At 63.1% G+C, this 17,580-nt stretch carries 18 protein-coding genes; 4 read left to right on the top strand and 14 right to left on the bottom strand.

All coding sequences use genetic code 11. The features are described from left to right. Window positions 1-48: 48 nt before the first annotated feature. The 4 genes from J2S45_RS05785 to glgA all read right to left on the bottom strand — a co-directional run bounded on the left by J2S45_RS05785 (window position 49) and on the right by glgA (window position 3,790). The gene (locus J2S45_RS05785) at window positions 49-1,170 is read right to left on the bottom strand and encodes an SPFH domain-containing protein (protein WP_270974638.1); all 1,122 of its coding nucleotides are present in this window, start codon (window positions 1,168-1,170) and stop codon (window positions 49-51) included. A 24-nt stretch (window positions 1,171-1,194) separates the two neighbouring features. Next, window positions 1,195-1,620 carry an NfeD family protein gene (locus J2S45_RS05790; RefSeq protein WP_296931677.1) on the bottom strand — a complete coding sequence of 142 codons (426 nt, stop codon included), beginning with the start codon at window positions 1,618-1,620 and terminating at the stop codon, window positions 1,195-1,197. Window positions 1,621-1,703: 83 nt separating this feature from the next. Next, complete coding sequence (locus tag J2S45_RS05795) at window positions 1,704-2,489, bottom strand: ABC transporter ATP-binding protein (RefSeq protein WP_296931678.1); 786 nt, start codon at window positions 2,487-2,489, stop codon at window positions 1,704-1,706. Window positions 2,490-2,581: 92 nt separating this feature from the next. Then, window positions 2,582-3,790: a glycogen synthase gene (gene glgA, locus J2S45_RS05800; protein WP_270974641.1), complete on the bottom strand. Its 1,209-nt coding sequence runs from the start codon at window positions 3,788-3,790 to the stop codon at window positions 2,582-2,584. A gap of 105 nt (window positions 3,791-3,895) precedes the next feature. On the opposite strand from glgA, the gene glgC reads away from it, so the two are divergent. The 3 genes from glgC (at window position 3,896) to J2S45_RS05815 (ending at window position 6,398) form a co-directional block, all read left to right on the top strand. Continuing rightward, window positions 3,896-5,143 (top strand): glucose-1-phosphate adenylyltransferase, encoded by a 1,248-nt coding sequence (glgC, locus tag J2S45_RS05805; RefSeq protein WP_307634811.1) that lies wholly within the window; start codon window positions 3,896-3,898, stop codon window positions 5,141-5,143. A 102-nt stretch (window positions 5,144-5,245) separates the two neighbouring features. Next, complete coding sequence (gene serB, locus J2S45_RS05810) at window positions 5,246-6,172, top strand: phosphoserine phosphatase SerB (RefSeq protein WP_307634812.1); 927 nt, start codon at window positions 5,246-5,248, stop codon at window positions 6,170-6,172. Further along, window positions 6,165-6,398: a DUF6767 domain-containing protein gene (locus J2S45_RS05815; RefSeq protein WP_296931681.1), complete on the top strand. Its 234-nt coding sequence runs from the start codon at window positions 6,165-6,167 to the stop codon at window positions 6,396-6,398. The genes serB and J2S45_RS05815 overlap by 8 nt, the downstream gene beginning before the upstream one ends. On the opposite strand, the gene J2S45_RS05820 is transcribed toward J2S45_RS05815, so the two are convergent. The 8 genes from J2S45_RS05820 to J2S45_RS05855 all read right to left on the bottom strand — a co-directional run bounded on the left by J2S45_RS05820 (window position 6,395) and on the right by J2S45_RS05855 (window position 15,771). Further along, the gene (locus J2S45_RS05820) at window positions 6,395-8,152 is read right to left on the bottom strand and encodes an ABC transporter ATP-binding protein (RefSeq protein ID WP_307634813.1); all 1,758 of its coding nucleotides are present in this window, start codon (window positions 8,150-8,152) and stop codon (window positions 6,395-6,397) included. The two genes, J2S45_RS05815 and J2S45_RS05820, sit on opposite strands and share 4 nt — an antisense overlap. Further along, the gene (locus J2S45_RS05825; RefSeq protein ID WP_307634814.1) at window positions 8,149-9,942 is read right to left on the bottom strand and encodes an ABC transporter ATP-binding protein; all 1,794 of its coding nucleotides are present in this window, start codon (window positions 9,940-9,942) and stop codon (window positions 8,149-8,151) included. Before J2S45_RS05825 ends, J2S45_RS05820 begins: the two co-directional genes overlap by 4 nt. Before the next feature lie 16 nt (window positions 9,943-9,958). Beyond that, the gene (locus tag J2S45_RS05830) at window positions 9,959-11,437 is read right to left on the bottom strand and encodes an ABC transporter ATP-binding protein (RefSeq protein ID WP_296931687.1); all 1,479 of its coding nucleotides are present in this window, start codon (window positions 11,435-11,437) and stop codon (window positions 9,959-9,961) included. Next, the gene (locus tag J2S45_RS05835; RefSeq protein WP_296931689.1) at window positions 11,437-12,231 is read right to left on the bottom strand and encodes an energy-coupling factor transporter transmembrane component T; all 795 of its coding nucleotides are present in this window, start codon (window positions 12,229-12,231) and stop codon (window positions 11,437-11,439) included. The genes J2S45_RS05830 and J2S45_RS05835 overlap by 1 nt, the downstream gene beginning before the upstream one ends. After that, window positions 12,228-12,803: an MptD family putative ECF transporter S component gene (locus J2S45_RS05840; RefSeq protein WP_296931691.1), complete on the bottom strand. Its 576-nt coding sequence runs from the start codon at window positions 12,801-12,803 to the stop codon at window positions 12,228-12,230. The genes J2S45_RS05835 and J2S45_RS05840 overlap by 4 nt, the downstream gene beginning before the upstream one ends. A 342-nt stretch (window positions 12,804-13,145) precedes the next feature. Next, the gene (locus tag J2S45_RS05845; RefSeq protein ID WP_307634815.1) at window positions 13,146-13,445 is read right to left on the bottom strand and encodes a hypothetical protein; all 300 of its coding nucleotides are present in this window, start codon (window positions 13,443-13,445) and stop codon (window positions 13,146-13,148) included. 217 nt (window positions 13,446-13,662) lie between these two features. Further along, window positions 13,663-14,145, bottom strand: a complete 483-nt coding sequence (locus J2S45_RS05850; protein ID WP_296931695.1) for a SixA phosphatase family protein — start codon at window positions 14,143-14,145, stop codon at window positions 13,663-13,665. Window positions 14,146-14,154: 9 nt separating this feature from the next. Then, window positions 14,155-15,771, bottom strand: a complete 1,617-nt coding sequence (locus J2S45_RS05855; RefSeq protein WP_300048532.1) for an ABC-F family ATP-binding cassette domain-containing protein — start codon at window positions 15,769-15,771, stop codon at window positions 14,155-14,157. Window positions 15,772-15,867: 96 nt separating this feature from the next. Here J2S45_RS05855 and ypfJ point away from each other — a divergent pair, with 96 nt between their 5' ends. Next, window positions 15,868-16,749, top strand: coding sequence for a KPN_02809 family neutral zinc metallopeptidase (gene ypfJ / locus J2S45_RS05860; protein WP_270974653.1), 882 nt, complete (start codon window positions 15,868-15,870; stop codon window positions 16,747-16,749). 36 nt (window positions 16,750-16,785) lie between these two features. Here the strand turns inward: ypfJ and J2S45_RS05865 are convergent, their stop codons facing one another. Next, a complete protein-coding gene (locus tag J2S45_RS05865) occupies window positions 16,786-17,112 on the bottom strand; it encodes a metal-sulfur cluster assembly factor (protein ID WP_376707133.1) in 327 nt (108 codons plus the stop codon). Between the two features lie 26 nt (window positions 17,113-17,138). Further along, window positions 17,139-17,579, bottom strand: coding sequence for a Fe-S cluster assembly sulfur transfer protein SufU (sufU, locus tag J2S45_RS05870; RefSeq protein WP_270974655.1), 441 nt, complete (start codon window positions 17,577-17,579; stop codon window positions 17,139-17,141). Window position 17,580 lies beyond the last annotated feature (1 nt).

Here is a 17,580-nt window from a genome sequence, read left to right on the forward strand (position 1 = left end):
CACACAAAAGGTGGCCGCCAATCGGCGGCCACCCCTTGTTGCGATACTTTACTCGCCCGGGCGCTCGGGGATGTCGGCGTCCGGCACGTCCGGCTGCTGTCCGAGTTCGGCGCGTGGGTCGAATGGCTTGCCCGAGTGGGTGCCGGACTCCTCCGCTTCCGAAGACGCGCGGGTCGCCTCGCCACGGGCGCTCGCCAGCGCCTCGTCCACGTCCTGCAGGCTGGTGGAGGCCAGCGAATCTGCGATGTCCTCGTCCAACCCGTCGAAGTTGACCGTGACCGGCTCGTCGCCGGCGCGGCCGGTGAAGCCCTTGGTGACGGCGTCGAGGGCGGCAGTGAGTTCGGTGGGGACGATCCACAGCTTCGAGGACTGCGAATCGGCGATCTGCGGCAGGATCTTGAGGTATTCGTAGGAGAGCAACTTCGGATCGGCGTTTCCACGGTGGATAGCGTCGAAGACCTGCAAAATGGCGCGGGACTCACCCTGCGCCTCGAGGATGGCCGACTGTGCCGAGCCCTCCGCTCGCAGGATGGCGGACTGCTTCTCGCCCTCGGCGGTAAGAATCGCCGACTGCTTGACGCCCTCTGCCGTCAGGATCGCGGCGCGGCGGTCACGCTCGGCCTTCATCTGCTGCTCCATGGCCGACTGGACGGTGGCCGGCGGGTCGATCGCCTTCAGCTCCACGCGCGAGACGCGGATGCCCCAGCGGCCGGTCGCCTCGTCGAGGACGCCGCGAAGCTGGCCGTTGATCTGATCGCGGCCCGTGAGCGCCTGCTCCATGTCCATCGAGCCGATGATGTTACGCAACGTGGTCACGGCCAGCTGCTCGATGGCGGACATCGGATCGGCGATCTCATAGGTGGCCGCCTCCGGTTGGGTCACCTGGTAGTAGATGACCGTGTCGATGTTGACCACGATGTTGTCCGACGTAATCACCGGCTGCGGCGGGAACGGGACAACCTGCTCACGCATGTCGATGCGTTGGCGGACCGAGTCGAAGAACGGGATGAGGAAGTGCAGACCCGGTCGGAGCGTCTTGTTGTATTTTCCGAGACGCTCGATAATGACCGTGAATCCTTGGTGAACCTGGATAACGGACTTCGCAATGCCGACGACGACTAGCAGCGCCAGAATTGCGAGGAATGTGAGCAGAACTGTGCTTTCTGGCATGACTCCTACTTTCTATTAGGACACTTAGGGGGCAGGTGCGACGACGACGCGGGCGCCCTCTACGCTTTGGATAACAACGGTTGCCCCTTCGTCGATGGATGCGCCGTCGGTCTTCGCGCTCCATACCTCTCCGCCGAGCTTGACGCGACCGGCGTTCGCGGTGATGTCAGTCAGGGCCGTGCCCGTCTTTCCCGCCAGGGCGTAGACGTTTGACTCGCCGCGCGAAGAATCGTTGACATGCTTGCGCGCCCAGGGGCGGACGAAGGCGATCCCGAGGGTAGAGATAATGCCGAAGACGACGATCTGTAGCGCAAGGGCCGTCGGTGAGGCCAGCGAGACAAAGAGCGCCGCGAGAGTCCCGGCAGCGAACATCATAAACAGGAAATCAACGGTGATCGTCTCCACAATGAGCAACGCGACGGTGATGATCGCCCATATACCCCACGCCATAGATTACCTCCTCAGTCGGCATGCCATTCGTACTTATTATACGTGTTAAACGTCTCGACTCCCGCATGCGACACCGCCAGCTATCACCCCTTTGCGCGCGCAGTGTAGCGCCCCTCGTCGAGTTTGAGCTCGACGTCGACGCCGAAGATAGACGAGAGCGTCTGGGAGGTCATGACTTCCTCCAGCTCGCCTGCGGCGGCCACCTTTCCATCCTTGAGAAGCAGTCCGTGAGTGAAGCCCTGCGGAATGTCCTCCACGTGGTGGGTGACGAGGACGATGACCGGGGCATAGATCCCGCCCGCCAGCTGCGACAGGGAGGTCAGCAGTTCCTCGCGCCCGCCGAGGTCGAGGCCGGAGGCTGGTTCGTCGAGAACGAGCACTTCCGGGTCGGGCATGAGGGCCCGGGCAATGCCCACCCGCTTGCGTTCACCGGAGGAAAGGGTGCCCCACCGCTGCTCGGCCAGCTCGGCAACCCCGAGGGTCTCGAGCAGCCCGAGGGCACGCTCGTCGTCGACCTCCTCATAGGACTCTTTCCACATGCCCATGAGTCCATATGCCGCGCTACGCACGACGTTGAGCACCGTTTCGGCGTCGTTGATCCGCTGGTCGAGTGCCGAAGAAGCGAGCCCCACGAGCGGGTAGAGTTCGGAGACGTCGGTGTGGCCCAACTGCTCGCCGATGATCGTGACCTTGCCCGACGTCGGGTGCATGCGCCCGGAAATGAGGCGGATGAGCGTCGTCTTGCCCGCGCCGTTCGGGCCGAGCACCACCCAGCGCTCTCCCTCGTTGACCGACCAGTCAATCCCATCGATGATGTGTCGTCCGCCGCGGCGGACGACGACGTTGCTTACCTGAAGTACATCTCCCATATCATTCAGCCTAGTTCACGCGAGGGTCGGCGCGCTCGTCGCACGCCGACCCTCATCAAGGTTGCTTCTTCCACCGGCCTGATCGGCTGGCCTTACCGGCCGAGGATGTCCTCGTAGAAGGCCATCGTCTTAACCGCAATGGACTCCCAGGAGAAGTGATCCTCCACCCGCTTGCGCCCGGCCTTGCCCATCTCCTTGGCCCGTGCCGGGTCGGCGACCATGTCCGCCAGCGCCTGGCCGAGATCCTTCTCGAACTTGTCTGGGTCGAGCGGGGTGCCCGTGCCATCCTGCTTTTGCTCAATCGGCACGAGTGTGCCCGTCACGCCGTGGTCAATGCAGTCCGGGATACCGCCTGTGGCGGTGCCGACTACCGGGAGGCCGACAGCCATCGCCTCGAGGTTGACGATGCCGAGAGGCTCGTAGACGGAAGGGGTGACGAAGGTGGTCGAGCAGGACTCGAGGGCCACGATCTTCTCGTGTGGCAGGTGCTCGTCGATCCAGACGACGCCGTCGCGCGTCTTTTGCAGCTCCTCCACCAGGGCGCGGGTCTCCTCGAGAATCTCCGGGGTATCCGGGGCGCCGGCGCAGAGGATCACCTGGACCTCTTCGGGCACGTACCGCAGGGCGCGCAATAGGCCCGGCACGCCCTTCTGGCGGGTGATGCGGCCGACGAAGATGATGGTGGGCTTGCTCGGATCCAGGCCGTAGGAGCTGAAGTATTCCCGGGCCTTGTCCCATTCTTCCTCGCTCTGCGGAGCCTTCCAGTCGTCGAGATCGATGCCGTTGTGGATCACACGAACCTTGTCTGGATCTACGTTCGGGTAGGAACGCAGGATGTCGTCACGCATGCCGTTAGAGACGGCCACGATCCCGTCGGCCGCCTCGTAGGCAGTTTTCTCAATCCAGGACGACACCTCATAACCGCCGCCAAGCTGCTCGCGCTTCCAGGGGCGAAGCGGCTCAAGGGAGTGGGCCGAGATGACGTGCGGGATGCCGTACATGAGCTTGGACAGGTGGCCGGCCATGTTGGCATACCAGGTGTGGGAGTGGACGAGGTCCGCCTCACCCGTCTTGTCGGCAATGAGAAGGTCGACGCCCAAGGTCTTGAGCGTGCCGTTGGCGCCGGCGAGCTCGGCTACGTCGTCATAGCCGTGGACGCCCTCCTCCTCGCGCGGGCCGTCGAAGGCGTGGACGTGGACCTCTGCGTGTGCGCGAAGAACCTTCGCCAATTCGGTGACGTGAACGCCCGCTCCGCCATACACGTGTGGGGGGTATTCGCGAGTGAGCAGATCGACTCTCATCGGTATTCCTTTCGTGAAGATGAACACCTTCAAGACTATCGTCAAAACTTGAGCAATTTGTTAGAACTGCCAAATTCGTCGGCGCAACCGGATATGGTTGTAAACATGAGATCAATTCCACGAGTACTCGCCATTGTCCTTGCGGGAGGCGAAGGAAAACGCCTCATGCCGCTCACGCAGGATCGCGCTAAGCCCGCGGTCCCATTCGGCGGTACGTACCGCCTGATCGATTTTTCACTGTCCAACATCGTTAATTCGGGCTACCTGAAGATCGTTGTGTTGACGCAGTATAAATCGCACTCGCTTGACCGTCACATTTCCAAGACGTGGCGCATGTCGAGCCTACTGGGGAACTACGTCTCCCCAGTGCCGGCTCAGCAACGCGTGTCGAAGGAATGGTTCTCCGGCTCGGCGGACGCGATTTACCAGTCGCTCAACATTCTCGACGATGAGCGGCCGGATTACGTTGTCATCACCGGCGCTGACAACATCTACCGTATGGACTTCTCCCAGATGGTCGAGCAGCATATCGACACCGGCGTGGGGATGACTGTTTCCGGCATCCGCCAGCCGATCGAAATGTCGACCTCCTTCGGCGTCATCGACACGGATCCCAACAACCGGAAGATGGCCCGCCAGTTCCTCGAGAAGCCCGCTGAAGTGGAGGGCCTACCGGACTCCCCCAACGAGATTCTCGCCTCGATGGGCAACTACGTAGTCAGCGCAGACGCGCTCTACCAGGTTCTGCGCGAGGACGCACAGAACCTCGAGTCAAATCACGACATGGGTGGCGACATCGTGCCCCGCTTCGTGGCCGGCGGCGATTGCGGCGTTTACGACTTCACATTCAACGAGGTCCCCGGTGCAACCGACCGCGACCGCAACTACTGGCGCGACGTCGGCACGATCGACATGTTCCACGAAGCGAACATGGATCTCATCTCGGTCAATCCGATCTTCAACCTGTACAACGACAAGTGGCCGCTCTACACGGGCTACACCGGCTTGCCGCCGGCCAAGTTCGTCTACGGCCACCGCGAACGCCTCGGCCACGCGCTCGATTCGATCATCGCCCCCGGCGTCATTATCTCCGGCGGTGAGGTCCTCGGCTCGGTTCTCTCCCCACACGTGCGGGTGAACTCGTGGTCCTCGGTTCGCGACTCGGTGCTCTTCGACGGCGTCAACGTCGGGCGCAACGCCACCGTGGTCGGCGCAATCCTGGATAAGTACGTCCAGGTGGAGGAAGGGGCCCAGGTCGGCATCGATCACGAACACGACCGCGCTCGCGGTTTCCACATTTCCGAAGGCGGAATCGTGGTCGTACCCAAGGGCGCGCGCGTCACGATGCACTAGTGATGCAACGCGATGGGGGGGCAACTTCGGTTGCCCCCCCATTTTCTTCGCTGTCAGTGACATCACGTGACGGAACTGCGAATAGACGGCTACCCTGTAGGCATGTTGCATCGTTTCTCGCTCGTGGCACCGCATCCGATACCGGCCTCGCTGTGCCATCACGTATCCCAAACGATCGAAGACCTCACCTCAGATTACGACGCGCGGCCTGTGATGACAGTCGGTCTGCACGCGCACACCTGGTTATTCGAGGGGCCAGATCCGGACGACGCGGGTGGTTACGGTTCGCGCTATTCCACCCGCGCCGATTTCAACGAAGAACTGCGCGGCCCGGCCATGGCGCTCGCGATCGACTCGGCACTCATGACTGGCAAGATGGCCGAAGCTGGCCCCGCTGCGATTGTCACCGACGTCGACTCCACCTTTATCACCACTGAGGTCATCGAGATGTTGGCCGCCCATGCCGGCGTCGAGGAGGAGGTTCGGGCGGTGACCGAAGCCGCGATGCGCGGTGAGCTTGACTTTTCCCAGTCCCTTGCCCATCGCGTGGCCATGCTCGCGGGAGTGCCCGAGTCGGTGTTCGGTCACGTGCTCGCCGAGGTGCGCCTGACCCCGGGCGCCCGCCGCCTGGTCGAGGAGATCCACGCCCGCGGCGGCAGGTTTGGTCTTGTCTCTGGCGGCTTTACCGAGGTGGTCGGCCCGCTCGCTGAGCGGGAGGGCATCGACCGCTTCGTCGCCAACGGCCTGAGCGTCGAATCCGGCGCGCTCACCGGCCGCACCTACGGCACCGTGATCGACGGCGCAGCCAAGGTGGCCGCCGTCGAGACTTGGGAGCGCGAGTGGGGCATCGACGCGGACATGGTCCTATGTGTCGGCGATGGCGCGAACGACCTGCCCATGATGCGCCGCGCGGGTCTCGGCGTCGCCTTCCAGGGCAAACCTGTGGTGCGCGAAGAGGCAGACTGCGCGGTGAGCTTCCCTCGCCTAGACGCGGTCGCGGCCCTTGTGGGGTGGGATATTCATGCCTAGTCCCATGTGTCCGCTCCGCTTCGGGGAGCCGTGTACGCTGTGCCAGCTCTACGTCACCGGTCCGGAGGATTGCCAGACCGTCAAACTCGTCATGGAGGATCCTGAGTTACGCGCGGAGTGGGCACGCCGTCGCGCCGAATACAACCGCGCCAAGCGGGAGCAACAAGCGGCGACGCGCGCGCCTAGGGCCGATCGCGGACCCGATCTCGAGACCACGGACCGTTAGTCGTTGGCGAGCCTCCATCCCTCAGCCTTCGTCCGATTCTCCCAGAACTCTCGATAGATTCCCGGACTCTCCACCAGCTCGGCGTGAGTGCCGCGCTGGGCGACGCGCCCCGACTCGTCGAGCACCACGATCTGATCCGCCGAGGTGATCGTGTTGAGCTTGTGAGCGATCACCAGAACTGTCGACTCGGACCGCAACGAGGTGAACGCGCGGGCGAGGTTCGCCTCGTTCTCGGCGTCCAAGGCGCTCGTCGCTTCGTCAAATAGGCAAATCGGAGCCTTCTTGAGCAACGCGCGAGCGACAGCGACCCGCTGACGCTCGCCCCCGGAGAGGGCCGTGCCACCCTCGCCGACGCGGCTTGCCCAGCCCTCAGGTAGCCGCTTGACGATCTCGTCGACCCCGGCAAGGTGAGCGGCCTGCTCAATCTCTTCCCGGCTGGCGTCAGGATTTCCGACCTGGATGTTCGCCTCCAAGGTGTCGTCGAAGAGGTAGACGTCCTGGAATACCATCGACAGTTTTGACATGAGATCGGCCGAAGTCTGATCCTTCACATCGACTCCGCCGACGAGCACCTGGCCCGAATCGACCTCCCAGAAGCGGCACACCAGACGGGTGATCGTCGTCTTGCCCGAGCCCGATGCGCCGACGATCGCCGTCATCGATCGCGCCGGCACGTCGAAAGACACATCGTCGAGCACCTTGGTACGTCCGTCGTAAGAGAAGGACACCCCGCGTAGCTCCACCGCCCCGGGGCGCTCGTCACTGGAGCTGGTTGCCGGCTCGCTGAGCGGCTCGGTGCTTAGCACGTCGTCGACCGTTGCCAGGGTCGGGCTCAGCGTCTGAAGCCCGACGCGCGCATCGTTGAGTGCGTTCAAATAGACGAGGATCTGGAGAGTGAGGCCGGCGGCGGCGACCGCCTCGAGACCCGAAAACTCCCCGTTGAGCGCCATTGAGACGATCTGCATGATCAGCACGACCGTGATCGTCTGGGCGGCCATCCCTCCGATCAGCTGGGCGATCACATCGATGAGCAGCACGCGGCGAGCCCGGCGTTGGTTCTCATCGATCGCGCGCGCAAGCTGGGGATATTGAAGCCGGTCGCAGGCCCTGAGCATCGGCTGAACGGCTGCGAACTCCACCACTCGATCTGACAGTTCCTCCTCGGCCGGTTCCCGGTAGGCGGCGGTGCGCCCGTTGATCGCGGTCAGCGCCGCGATGAGCACCACGTAGCCGACGAGCATGGCGCTCGCCAGCCACCCGATGGCGGGATACCAGACGATCAGACCGACAGTGAGCGTCACAAGGGTCACGAAGGCGACCGTCATGAGGGAAAGCATGTGGCCCGCGAGGGAACCCATCTCGTTTACCGCCGCTGCCGACAGACGCGAGAGTCGGCCGACCGAATCGGAAGTGAACCAGCCCAAGGGAAGGGTCGACAGCTTGTCGCCCACCTTGGTGTGGACGCGGCGCATAACCTGGAAAGCGGAGGCATACGAACACTTCTCGCGAACGAAGATCGTCACCAAGCCGGTCGCTCCCAAGATCGCCAGGACGACGATCCATCCGCGAACGTGGGTGCCGCCGTCAGCGAGCGCCCTCGCCAACCTCATCAGGGCCAGTAGACCCAGACCCTGAATGACCCCGTTCGCCACCCGGCATATCCAAGCGAACACATTGGCCGAATCGTGGGTACCTTCGTTGAGCTTTCCGTAGTTTCGTAGCGTGGCGACAAAACCCATATGCTTCCCGCTCATGCCTCCACCTCCTCGGGCTCTGCTGCGGAGGCGCGCAGCAGTCGCCTATAGCATTCGTTGTCTCGGATCTCGTCGTGTTTTCCTGCGGCCTGGACGCGCCCGTGGTCGAGCACGACGATCTGATCGGCCCCGCGCACCGATGCCGGGCGGTGGTCAATCACGATCACCGTCCGGCCGGTAACGAGATGGTTGATAGCCTCTTGTATTTGTGCCTCGCAGGCCGGGTCGACCATCGCCGCGGCCTCGTCGAGAATGAGGACCGGCGTGTCTCGCAATAGCGTGCGGGCGATCGCGATACGTTGCTCCTGACCGCCTGAGAGCTTGACCTCGTCGCCGATGACCGTGTCGTAGCCATTGGGTAGCTTGCAGATCTCATCGTGGATCCGGGCGCGCTTGGCCGCCTCCTCGATCTTCTCCCTGCTCGCTCCCGGCCTGCCCATCGCGATATTCTCAGCCACCGATGCGCGAACGAGCAGTGCGTCCTGAAGTACGAATCCGACGAGGGAGTATAGCTGAGTCTCGCTCATGGAACGTATGTCGACCCCTCCGATCTTCACGCTTCCCGCCTCCGGGTCAACGAAGCGGGCGACCAGCTTCGCCAGCGTCGACTTTCCCGCGCCCGACGGGCCGATGAGCGCGGTGATAGTTCCCGGGGCACACCTCATGCTCACACCATCGAGTGCGATCGTCGAGCCGTAGGTGACCCGCGTGTCTGAGACGACGACCTCGCACCCGCAAGGAGCCTTAGCGGTGGGCTCGATATGGGAAATCATCGGGGTATTTCGTGCCTCACAGATCCGTTTCGCGGCCGCACCGGCAAGCTGGTAATTCCAGGCCATATTTGCCACGAGCGTGATCGAGTCAGGCAAGGAGATTGCGATGAGGCATCCGACGATCACCTCGACGGGGGTCACCCAGCCGCGTGTACACAACCAGGTTCCGACAAATCCCACCATGAGCACGATGACCGGGGTCGAGACGATCCCGGCGGTCAGCGCGCTGGCCGTGGTCAGCGGGCGGTTCCACTCCTCCATGAAGTCGCACGCATCTTCAGCGGCGTCCGCATAGCGGCGGTGGGCCCGCCCGACGATGCCGAACGTCTTGACCACGGCGATTCCCTTGACAAACTCGATCATCGCCGCGGAGACCTTATCGAGGTAGCCGTTGAGCTCCACGGAGCGCTCGCCCACTCCGCGCATAAGGATCGAGAAGATGAGGGCGTAGATCGGGATCGACGCTGTCGCGAGCAGACCCAGCCTCCAGTCGATCACGAAGGCGTAGATGCCGCACATCACCGGCACGCAGCAAGCGACGATAGAGTCGACCGGCCGGTGCGCGACGAGCATGTGCAGGGTCTTCACGTCATCGGAGACCACCTTGCGAACGTGCCCGGAGGTATTTTCCCCAAACCAGTCCAGAGACGTCTTTCCAAGGCGCGCCACGATATCCCGCCGAATCGACGCCCCAAGTCGGACATCGGCAAGGTGGGTGATAAGCGACGCGATGAAATAGACTGCCAGGCGGGCGAGGAAGGTGGAGAGCAGTACCATGACCCAGCGCTTGACGACCTCGGGATCGACCGAGCCACCAGAGGGGGTAACGAGCTCGTTGCCGATGCCGACAAGCGCAACATAGGGGAAGACCGCGAGCACCGAAGATACCACCGCCAACGTATTAGCGATCAACCGGGCTGAGCGCACCGGGGCAAGTAGCGAGGCGAGTGCCTCACGTCCTTCGCGATTGGCGGCCTTGAGAGCGGCCTGCTCGGAATTCTGCTGTTTCTTGGGCATCCGCCCATCTCCTTCTCTAGTTCTTGGAGCGTGATCGCGTCCCGAGGGCACGTATCTGCGGCTCGTCGTTGGCGCGGGCATCCGCGAGGGTGTCGAGCCACAGGCGCCGATCGGCAACCTCGTCGATGAACTCCAAATCGTGGCTGATGATAAGTACCGTCTTGCCACGCGCGGCGAGGGCACGAATCTCTTCACTGATCGATCGAAGCTGGGCGTAGTCCACACCCGAGGTCGGCTCGTCGAAAACGTATAGCTCCTTATCTGCCACGAGCGAGCAGGCGATGACGAGTCGCTGTTTCTGCCCACCCGACAGCGTCATGGGATGACGGTCGGCGAGCTCGTCGAGGTCGAGAGCTGCCAGTACCCCATCGATGCGCTCGTCGCTGACCTCCACCCCACCGATACGCATCTCAGCCCGGACGCTCTGTCCAAAAAGCTGACGGTTGACGTCCTGCATCACCAGCACAGATCTGGCCTGGCGCATGTGCTTGCCGGCGTCCTTTCCGGCGAAGCTGATGCGCCCGGCGGAGGCATCGGCCAGGCCGATGAGCACCCGGGCGAGCGTCGTCTTGCCCGCCCCGTTAGGCCCCTCCAGGCTCGTCACCTGGCCGGGATAGAGCGTAAGAGAATCTATGTCCAGGACCTCTCGATCGCCGTAGCTGAATGTCAGATTGTCGGCAACGACCGCATCCGTTGTCCCGGACCGATCCGATCCTTCGCCCAGTATGCCGGCATCCGGCGCCTTCAGGGTTCTTAGGCCCATTGCACGGCGTTCGACGTCGCTGCGAGAGTAAAACTCGTTGGCGCCACACACCTCGACGACGCGCCCGCCGGCAAGCCTGACCACCCGGTCGGCGATCTCGCGGAAGGGGTAGACGCGGTGTTCGGCACACACGATTGTCCATCCCCGCCCCTTCAACTCGCCGAGCGCGGCAGCGAACCGGCCAATCATCTCCACCGAAAGGTTGGAGGTCGGCTCGTCGAGCAACAGGATGTGTTGGGGCCCCGCGGTGGCGACAGCGCTCGCAACGAGCTGAGCCTGCCCACCCGAGAGCTTGGTCAGGTCGCGATCGAGGAAATCGGCCAGCGCCCAGGTATCGGCGGCATCCTCGATGCGCCTTGCGATCACCTCGGGGGCCTCGCCCGCGTTCTCGCTTGCAAATGCGAGCTCCTCGATGACGTTGGCGGTGAAGAATTGCGAGCGAGGATTCTGGAAGACTATCCCTGCGCATCGCCCGAGGCTCTGAATGTCAGTCGAGGTCGTCTCGTGTCCGGCGAGCGTGACCTTGCCGGACAGATCGCCGGAGAACAGCTCGGGGATGAGCCCGTTGAGCAATTTCAGGATCGTGGACTTTCCGCAACCAGAAGGCCCGGTGATGAGGACGAACTGCCCGGGGGCGAACTCTAGGTCGATGTCCATGACGCCGCCCGAGCGCGGTGCCCCCTCTCCCTCACCGAGGGCGTAAGCGAATGTGACGTGAGAGAGCGTCGTCATTATGCCGCTCCGATTCCAAGCAGGTCGATGTGCCGGACGAAGGGTCCGACGCCGATCAGTGCCGCGAGGATCACGAGCCAGGCAACGTCGGAGGGCCGCATGTGCAGGCGGCGCATCGTCGTGGGCCGAACGTGCGAGCCGAGACCTCGGACCATTCCCGCCGCGGTCATCTCATCGGCGGTGCGTGAACAGGACATGAGCAGCGGCACAAGCACCATTTCTAAATAGTCCAACGGATGAATCAGCACCCTCCACCCCGGAGCAAGCCCCCTGAGAGTCATCGCCTCACGAATCCCTCGATACTCGCTCACAACCAGGGGAATGAAGCGCAACATGACCGTGAGGGGGACCACGACGGCGACTGGGCAGCGTAGCTGACGCATCGCGGCGACAAGCTCCCCGGGCGCGATGACGGCGATCGCGTAATAGGCGATGGCCACGGTGGCGCCGAACTGAGCGAGCCACATGCACGCCACGGTCACGAAGGCGGTAAATCCGTTCGGCCACAGGGACGAGGGGACGATCGCTAGGGCGACCAGAATCGCCTGTGCCAGACCGATCTTCACCGCTGCCCTCACCCGTCCCAGCGTCCACACCGCCGCCCAAGCCACGCAAAAGGCAACGAGGCAGCCGGCGAAGCCCGCTCTCCTCGACATCGCGAGAACATTGATAACTAAGACGGCAAGCAGAACGGTTCGAGGATCGGGGTGCGAGCTACTCGCCCCGACACGCGTCGGGGAGGGCTGCTCGCTCCTGACGCTCAGCGTCCCAACACGATCCTCCAGGAAGCTCACTTGGCGATCCCAGCTTTGGCAAAGTGGCGAGTGACTAGCTTCTGGCCGAAGAAATAGGCCGCGAGGAAGGCGGCGACAAAGGCGAACAGGCCCCAACAGACGATCGGCAGCGGGCTCAAGAACCAGTCGAGCTTGGCGGCATAGGCATCGCCCATGCTTGAGACGATGTATTCGCGGTAGCTTTCGGCGTTGATAAAGACGGGGAACCAGGGAACGATGTACCAGATGGTCAACACGGCGTAGCCAAGAGAGTTAGCCAGGCGAGAGAAGCCTCCCCGGGCCATGATGAACTCCCCCGCGAAGCCAAGCAGCGGGGCCAAGATAACCACGATCCAGGGGTGTCCCGTGAGCACCATGAGCCCGCCAACCAGTAGGCCCATGATTGTCAGCGCCCCGGTTGCGGGAACGCGCGCCTTGAACAACCCGATGACCGCGCTATTCGCGGTGATCCCCAGGAGATAGCCGACGAACATCATGAGCGGGTTGATGACGCCGAGCATGCCGGTGGCAAACACCAGAACGAAATAAATCGCCGTGAAGGCACCGATATTGACGAAATCCTTTGTTTTCATGGGCAGGCTCCTATCTGCGTGAAGGCGGGCCAACCACCGCCCCGCCTTAGGTTAGCCTACCCTTACTTTCTATAATGTCAAGGGTGCCGCATCACGTCGATACTCCGGGGCAAAAGACCACCTCGTCGTCTTCTCACCCATGTTTCTCCCAACGCCTCTCCAAGCCAGACAAACCAGCTTAATCAAGCGGCAACAAAGAAAGGACAACCCCTGAGAGCAAAGGTGCATTAGCGCGAGTCATGAAGACCTCCGAGTCAAGATTAGATTATGGCTAACCTAATTCTCGCCCGGAGGTCTTCACCTATCTCAAATGTTCACAACCTCAAAGGAAGCACAGTACGCCTAGACCTTCGCGCGTCGGCATCGTAGGACGGACAGCCCGGCGCCGATCGCAGCCGCAAGGTTGAAGATCCACAGGAATCCCGTGGGCGCCAAGGCCATGAGGATAAAACCGACGACCATTGCCCACGGCGCGCTCTTGATCCACCCTGCACATACTGTGATCGCGCCGGCAACAGCCGCGATAGCGAACGGGTCAAGTTCGGTGGTTCCGCCCTGGTAAATAAATGCGACGTACGTGCCATAGGCAACACCGCCGAGCCCGAAGAGGAAGGCGATTGCGAGAGCGACGTTGAGCTTCATAATATCGCCCGCTGACAGCTCGTAGCACTTGCAATATCTGCCGTTGGCGCATATCGCACAAATATGATTGGCACAACTGCCTCCCTCATTTGTTTTCCTCTAACATTAACAGCTGTACACTTATCCGATATATTGTATTCAACTGCAATTTCGTTTCCCTCTTCAACAGCTGCATTTACCTCGACCATAGTCGTTGCACAATCACCTTCTCCAGTTGCTACATCGGCGCCCGGATGAAGGCCTGTAGCGGGAGCGAACCCAGTACCAGCTGCGGCCAAGCGGTATCGACGCTGAAGACCGCGGCCGCAGACGTCGGGAAACCCGAAGCGAAGCCGGCCTGACCCTTTCCGTCCCACAGCTGGTAGGCGACCGCGGTCATGGTCGGTTCGTGCCCGAGCACCATGACCACGCGCTCGGTGGCGGCCGCGCGCAACAGCTCCACCACCTCGTCCCCGCCGGCCGAATACAGACCCGGCTCGACGATGCGTTCCCGAACGCGCAGGCCGCCGGAGGTCAACGCCTCCAGGGTCTGCAGGGTTCGGGTCGCATCGGACACGAAGAGCTGGTCGACCTCACCGACGACGCGACCGATCTCTCCCCCAACGAAGCCGGCCTGGCGCTTGCCGTGATCGCTGAGCGGACGGGCGTGATCCACGCCGGCATGTCTAGCCTTCGCGTGGCGCATCAGAATCAGAGTCATGCCTTCAGCCTAGGCCAGAGAGATCAGCTCGATGTAGTCTTCCGACCATAGGTCCTCGTCCCCGTCAGGCAGGAGCAGCACCCGGTCGGGCTCAAGGGCGCTGACAGCCCCCTCGTCGTGGGTGACGAGCACGACGGCGCCCTCATACTTGCGTAGCGCATCGAGGATCTTTTCCCGCGAGGCCGGGTCGAGGTTGTTCGTCGGCTCGTCGAGGAGAAGGACGTTCGCGCCGCTGGCCACGATCGTGGCTAGCGCCAGGCGGGTCTTCTCGCCGCCCGAGAGGACGCCGGCCGGCTTGTCGGCGTCGTCGCCGGAAAAGAGAAAGGAGCCGAGCACGCTGCGCACGTCGGTGTCCGTGAACTCGGTGGGCGCCGCGCGGCGCATGTTCTCATACACGCTCGCACCGGTGTCAATGAACTCGTGCTCCTGGGCATAGTAGCCGAGCTTGAGGCCGTGGCCGTCGACAACCTCGCCGGTGTCGGGTTGCTCGACCCGAGCCAGCAGGCGTAGGAGCGTGGTCTTGCCGGCGCCGTTGAGGCCGAGGATAACGACGCGCGATCCGCGATCGATCGCCAGGTCCACACCCGCGAACACCTCAAGCGAACCGTAGGACTTGCTCAGGCCTTCCCCGCGTAGCGGCGTCTTGCCGCACGGCGCCGGGGTCGGGAAGCGTAGGTTCGCCACCCTCTCCGCCGCGCGCTCGGCCTCCAGGCCCTCCAGCATCCGCTCGGCGCGCTTCTCCATGTTCTGCGCCGCCACGGCCTTCGTCGCTTTGTAACGCATCTTGTCGGCCTGGGCCATGAGCGCGGCGGCCTTCTTCTGCGCGTTTTGCCGTTCACGACGCCGGCGCTTCTCGTCCGTCTCGCGCTGGAGCACGTACTTGTTCCATCCCATGTTGTAGACGTCGAGCGTGGAGCGGTTGGCATCCAGGTACCACACCGTGTTGACGGTTTCTTCAAGGAGCTGGACATGGTGGGAGACGATGACGTAGCCCCCGCTGTAGGCCTTGAGCCAGTCACGCAGCCAGAGGATGGAGTCATGGTCGAGGTGGTTCGTCGGCTCATCGAGCAGGAGTGTCTCGGCGTCGGAGAACAGTACCCGGGCGAGTTCGACGCGACGACGCTGACCTCCCGAGAGCGTCTCAAGCGGCTGGTCGAGCACGCGATCGGGTAGGCCGAGCGCGGCGGTGATGCGGGCGGCCTCGGAGTTGGCGGCCCATCCCCCGGCGGCGGTGAACTCGGCATCTAGGCGCACGTAGCGCTCCATCGCCTTGTGTTGCTTGGGCCCGGTAAGGGTGGACATCTCGCGTTCGGCACGGTTGATCCGCGCGAGCATCTTCTCAATTCCGCGCACCGAGAGGATCCGCTCGCGTGCGATCTGGGTGAGGTCACCTTCGCGGGTGTCCTGGGGCAGGTAGCCGACTGTGCCGCGCCGGTGGATCGAGCCGCCGCGTTCGACGACGTCCGAGGTGGCCTCTTCGCCCGCCAGCAGGCGCAGCAACGTCGTCTTTCCAGCGCCGTTGCGTCCCACCAACCCGATCCGTTTGCCCCGATCGACGGTGAGGGAAACTTCGTTTAAAAGGACGCGCTCGCCGATGCGCATGTGAAGGTCCTGTCCCTGAATCATTCCCCCAGTCTAACGGGGTAAGGGAAGCAACCCCGACTCAGCATGTGTCGGAGGGACGTTATAGACTCGTGGTGATCGACACGAAAGGCGGCCGGTATGACCTTCAATGACAACGCTCGGCTCAGCACGTCCGGGGTGAGCCGAGGCAGGCGCGGCGCCGCCGTTGGAGGCGGGATCGGCGGGTTTGGCCTGATGGGAGTCCTTCTCTACTTTCTCCTCACCGGCACCCTGCCCGACTTCGGCCAGTCCTACGAGGCGCCCGTCCAGCGGGCGGACACGGCGACCAGCCTCGAGCAACTGTGCCAGACGGGCGCGGACGCGAACCGGCACGTGGAGTGCCGCATGGTGGGAGGGAAGAACTCGATCGATGACTTTTGGGGGCGCCAGGCGCCGCAGGAGCTCGGGATCCGCTACCAGCCGGCCTCCCTCAACCTCTTCTCCGGACAGGTCTCCACCGCCTGTGGCATGGGCTCCGCGCAAACCGGGCCGTTTTACTGCCCCGGCGACCAGACGATCTACATTGACGTGTCGTTCTTCGATCAACTCGACCAGCTCGGCGCGGATAATGCCCCGCTCTCCCAGCTTTACATCCTCGCCCACGAATACGGCCACCATATGCAGCTGCTGACCGGCGATCTCAACAGGGTCGACCACCGCTCCAGCGGCGAGAATTCCTCCATGGTTCGCTCGGAACTCCAGGCCGACTGTCTTGCCGGCGTGTGGATCCATAACGCCGCCGCCACCACGGATGCTAACGGCACGGCGTTCCTCCGCCAGCCCACGCAGGATGAGTTACGCTCCGCACTGAGCGCCGCCCAAGCCGTCGGCGACGACCGCATCTACGAACATGCCGGTCTGCAAGCAAACCCGGACAATTTCTCCCACGGCTCTGCCGACAAGCGCATGGAGTGGCTCACCCGCGGCATCAACGGAGGCACATATGACACGTGCGACACCTGGAGTGTCGCACGTCCCTGAGTCCGACGCCGCCCTCACCGAGCGAGGACCAGCGTCTTAGACGTTGAAGCCGAGGGCGCGAAGCTGGTCGCGTCCGTCGTCGGTGATGCGCTCCGGCCCCCACGGCGGAAGCCAGACCCAGTTGATTCGCAGGTCGTCGACGAGTCCGGCGACCGCCTGGCGCGCCTGCTCCTCGATGACGTCCGTCAACGGGCACGCTGCCGACGTCAGAGTCATGTCCGCAATCGCGCAGTTGCCTTCAAGCGTGATGCCATACAGCAGGCCCAGGTCGACAATGTTGACGCCCAGTTCGGGGTCGATCACGTCGCGCAGAGCCTCCTCGATGTCCGCGGTGCTCGGTGGAGTAACGTCACTCATTGCCATCTCCTTATCTCCGGTTATCTCCAGCCCTATTCGAGGGCCTGATCGGTAGCGTCACGCAGGGCCATCCAGCCCAGTAGCGCGCACTTGATTCGCATGGGGAACTTCGACACGCCCTGGAAGGCAGAGGCGTCTTCCAGAAGGTCCGCGTCCTCATCCGAGATCGCCGCGCCTTGGCCGTCCATCATGTGGCGGAACGTGCGGTAGAGCTGGTCGAACTCCTCGACCGTCTTACCCTCCACGAGCTCCGACATGATGGAGATCGAGGCCTGAGAGATCGAGCAGCCGTGCCCATCCCACGCTAAGGCGATTTTGCCGTCATCGATGCTGACCTGCATCGTAACTTGATCGCCGCACGTCGGGTTAACCTGGAAGGACTCCCCCGCAGGCTCATCGAGCACCCCCGCACCGTGACGCTCGCGCGCGGCGTCGAGGATGATCTCCTGGTACATCTGTTCGAGTTCGTTCATC

The sequence above is a fragment of the Trueperella abortisuis genome (assembly GCF_030811095.1).
Classification (GTDB): Bacteria; Actinomycetota; Actinomycetes; order Actinomycetales; family Actinomycetaceae; genus Trueperella; species Trueperella abortisuis.

Coding starts and splice junctions, on each gene's coding strand:
- J2S45_RS05785 (WP_270974638.1), bottom strand. CDS start 1,170: ATGCCAGAAAGCACAGTTCTGCTCACATTCCTCGCAATTCTGGCGCTG.
- J2S45_RS05855 (WP_300048532.1), bottom strand. CDS start 15,771: ATGATTCAGGGACAGGACCTTCACATGCGCATCGGCGAGCGCGTCCTT.
- J2S45_RS05850 (WP_296931695.1), bottom strand. CDS start 14,145: ATGACTCTGATTCTGATGCGCCACGCGAAGGCTAGACATGCCGGCGTG.
- J2S45_RS05845 (WP_307634815.1), bottom strand. CDS start 13,445: ATGAAGCTCAACGTCGCTCTCGCAATCGCCTTCCTCTTCGGGCTCGGC.
- J2S45_RS05795 (WP_296931678.1), bottom strand. CDS start 2,489: ATGGGAGATGTACTTCAGGTAAGCAACGTCGTCGTCCGCCGCGGCGGA.
- J2S45_RS05815 (WP_296931681.1), top strand. CDS start 6,165: ATGCCTAGTCCCATGTGTCCGCTCCGCTTCGGGGAGCCGTGTACGCTG.
- J2S45_RS05840 (WP_296931691.1), bottom strand. CDS start 12,803: ATGAAAACAAAGGATTTCGTCAATATCGGTGCCTTCACGGCGATTTAT.
- J2S45_RS05790 (WP_296931677.1), bottom strand. CDS start 1,620: ATGGCGTGGGGTATATGGGCGATCATCACCGTCGCGTTGCTCATTGTG.
- glgC (WP_307634811.1), top strand. CDS start 3,896: ATGAGATCAATTCCACGAGTACTCGCCATTGTCCTTGCGGGAGGCGAA.
- serB (WP_307634812.1), top strand. CDS start 5,246: ATGTTGCATCGTTTCTCGCTCGTGGCACCGCATCCGATACCGGCCTCG.
- ypfJ (WP_270974653.1), top strand. CDS start 15,868: ATGACCTTCAATGACAACGCTCGGCTCAGCACGTCCGGGGTGAGCCGA.
- sufU (WP_270974655.1), bottom strand. CDS start 17,579: ATGAACGAACTCGAACAGATGTACCAGGAGATCATCCTCGACGCCGCG.
- glgA (WP_270974641.1), bottom strand. CDS start 3,790: ATGAGAGTCGATCTGCTCACTCGCGAATACCCCCCACACGTGTATGGC.
- J2S45_RS05825 (WP_307634814.1), bottom strand. CDS start 9,942: ATGCCCAAGAAACAGCAGAATTCCGAGCAGGCCGCTCTCAAGGCCGCC.
- J2S45_RS05865 (WP_376707133.1), bottom strand. CDS start 17,112: ATGGCAATGAGTGACGTTACTCCACCGAGCACCGCGGACATCGAGGAG.
- J2S45_RS05830 (WP_296931687.1), bottom strand. CDS start 11,437: ATGACGACGCTCTCTCACGTCACATTCGCTTACGCCCTCGGTGAGGGA.
- J2S45_RS05820 (WP_307634813.1), bottom strand. CDS start 8,152: ATGAGCGGGAAGCATATGGGTTTTGTCGCCACGCTACGAAACTACGGA.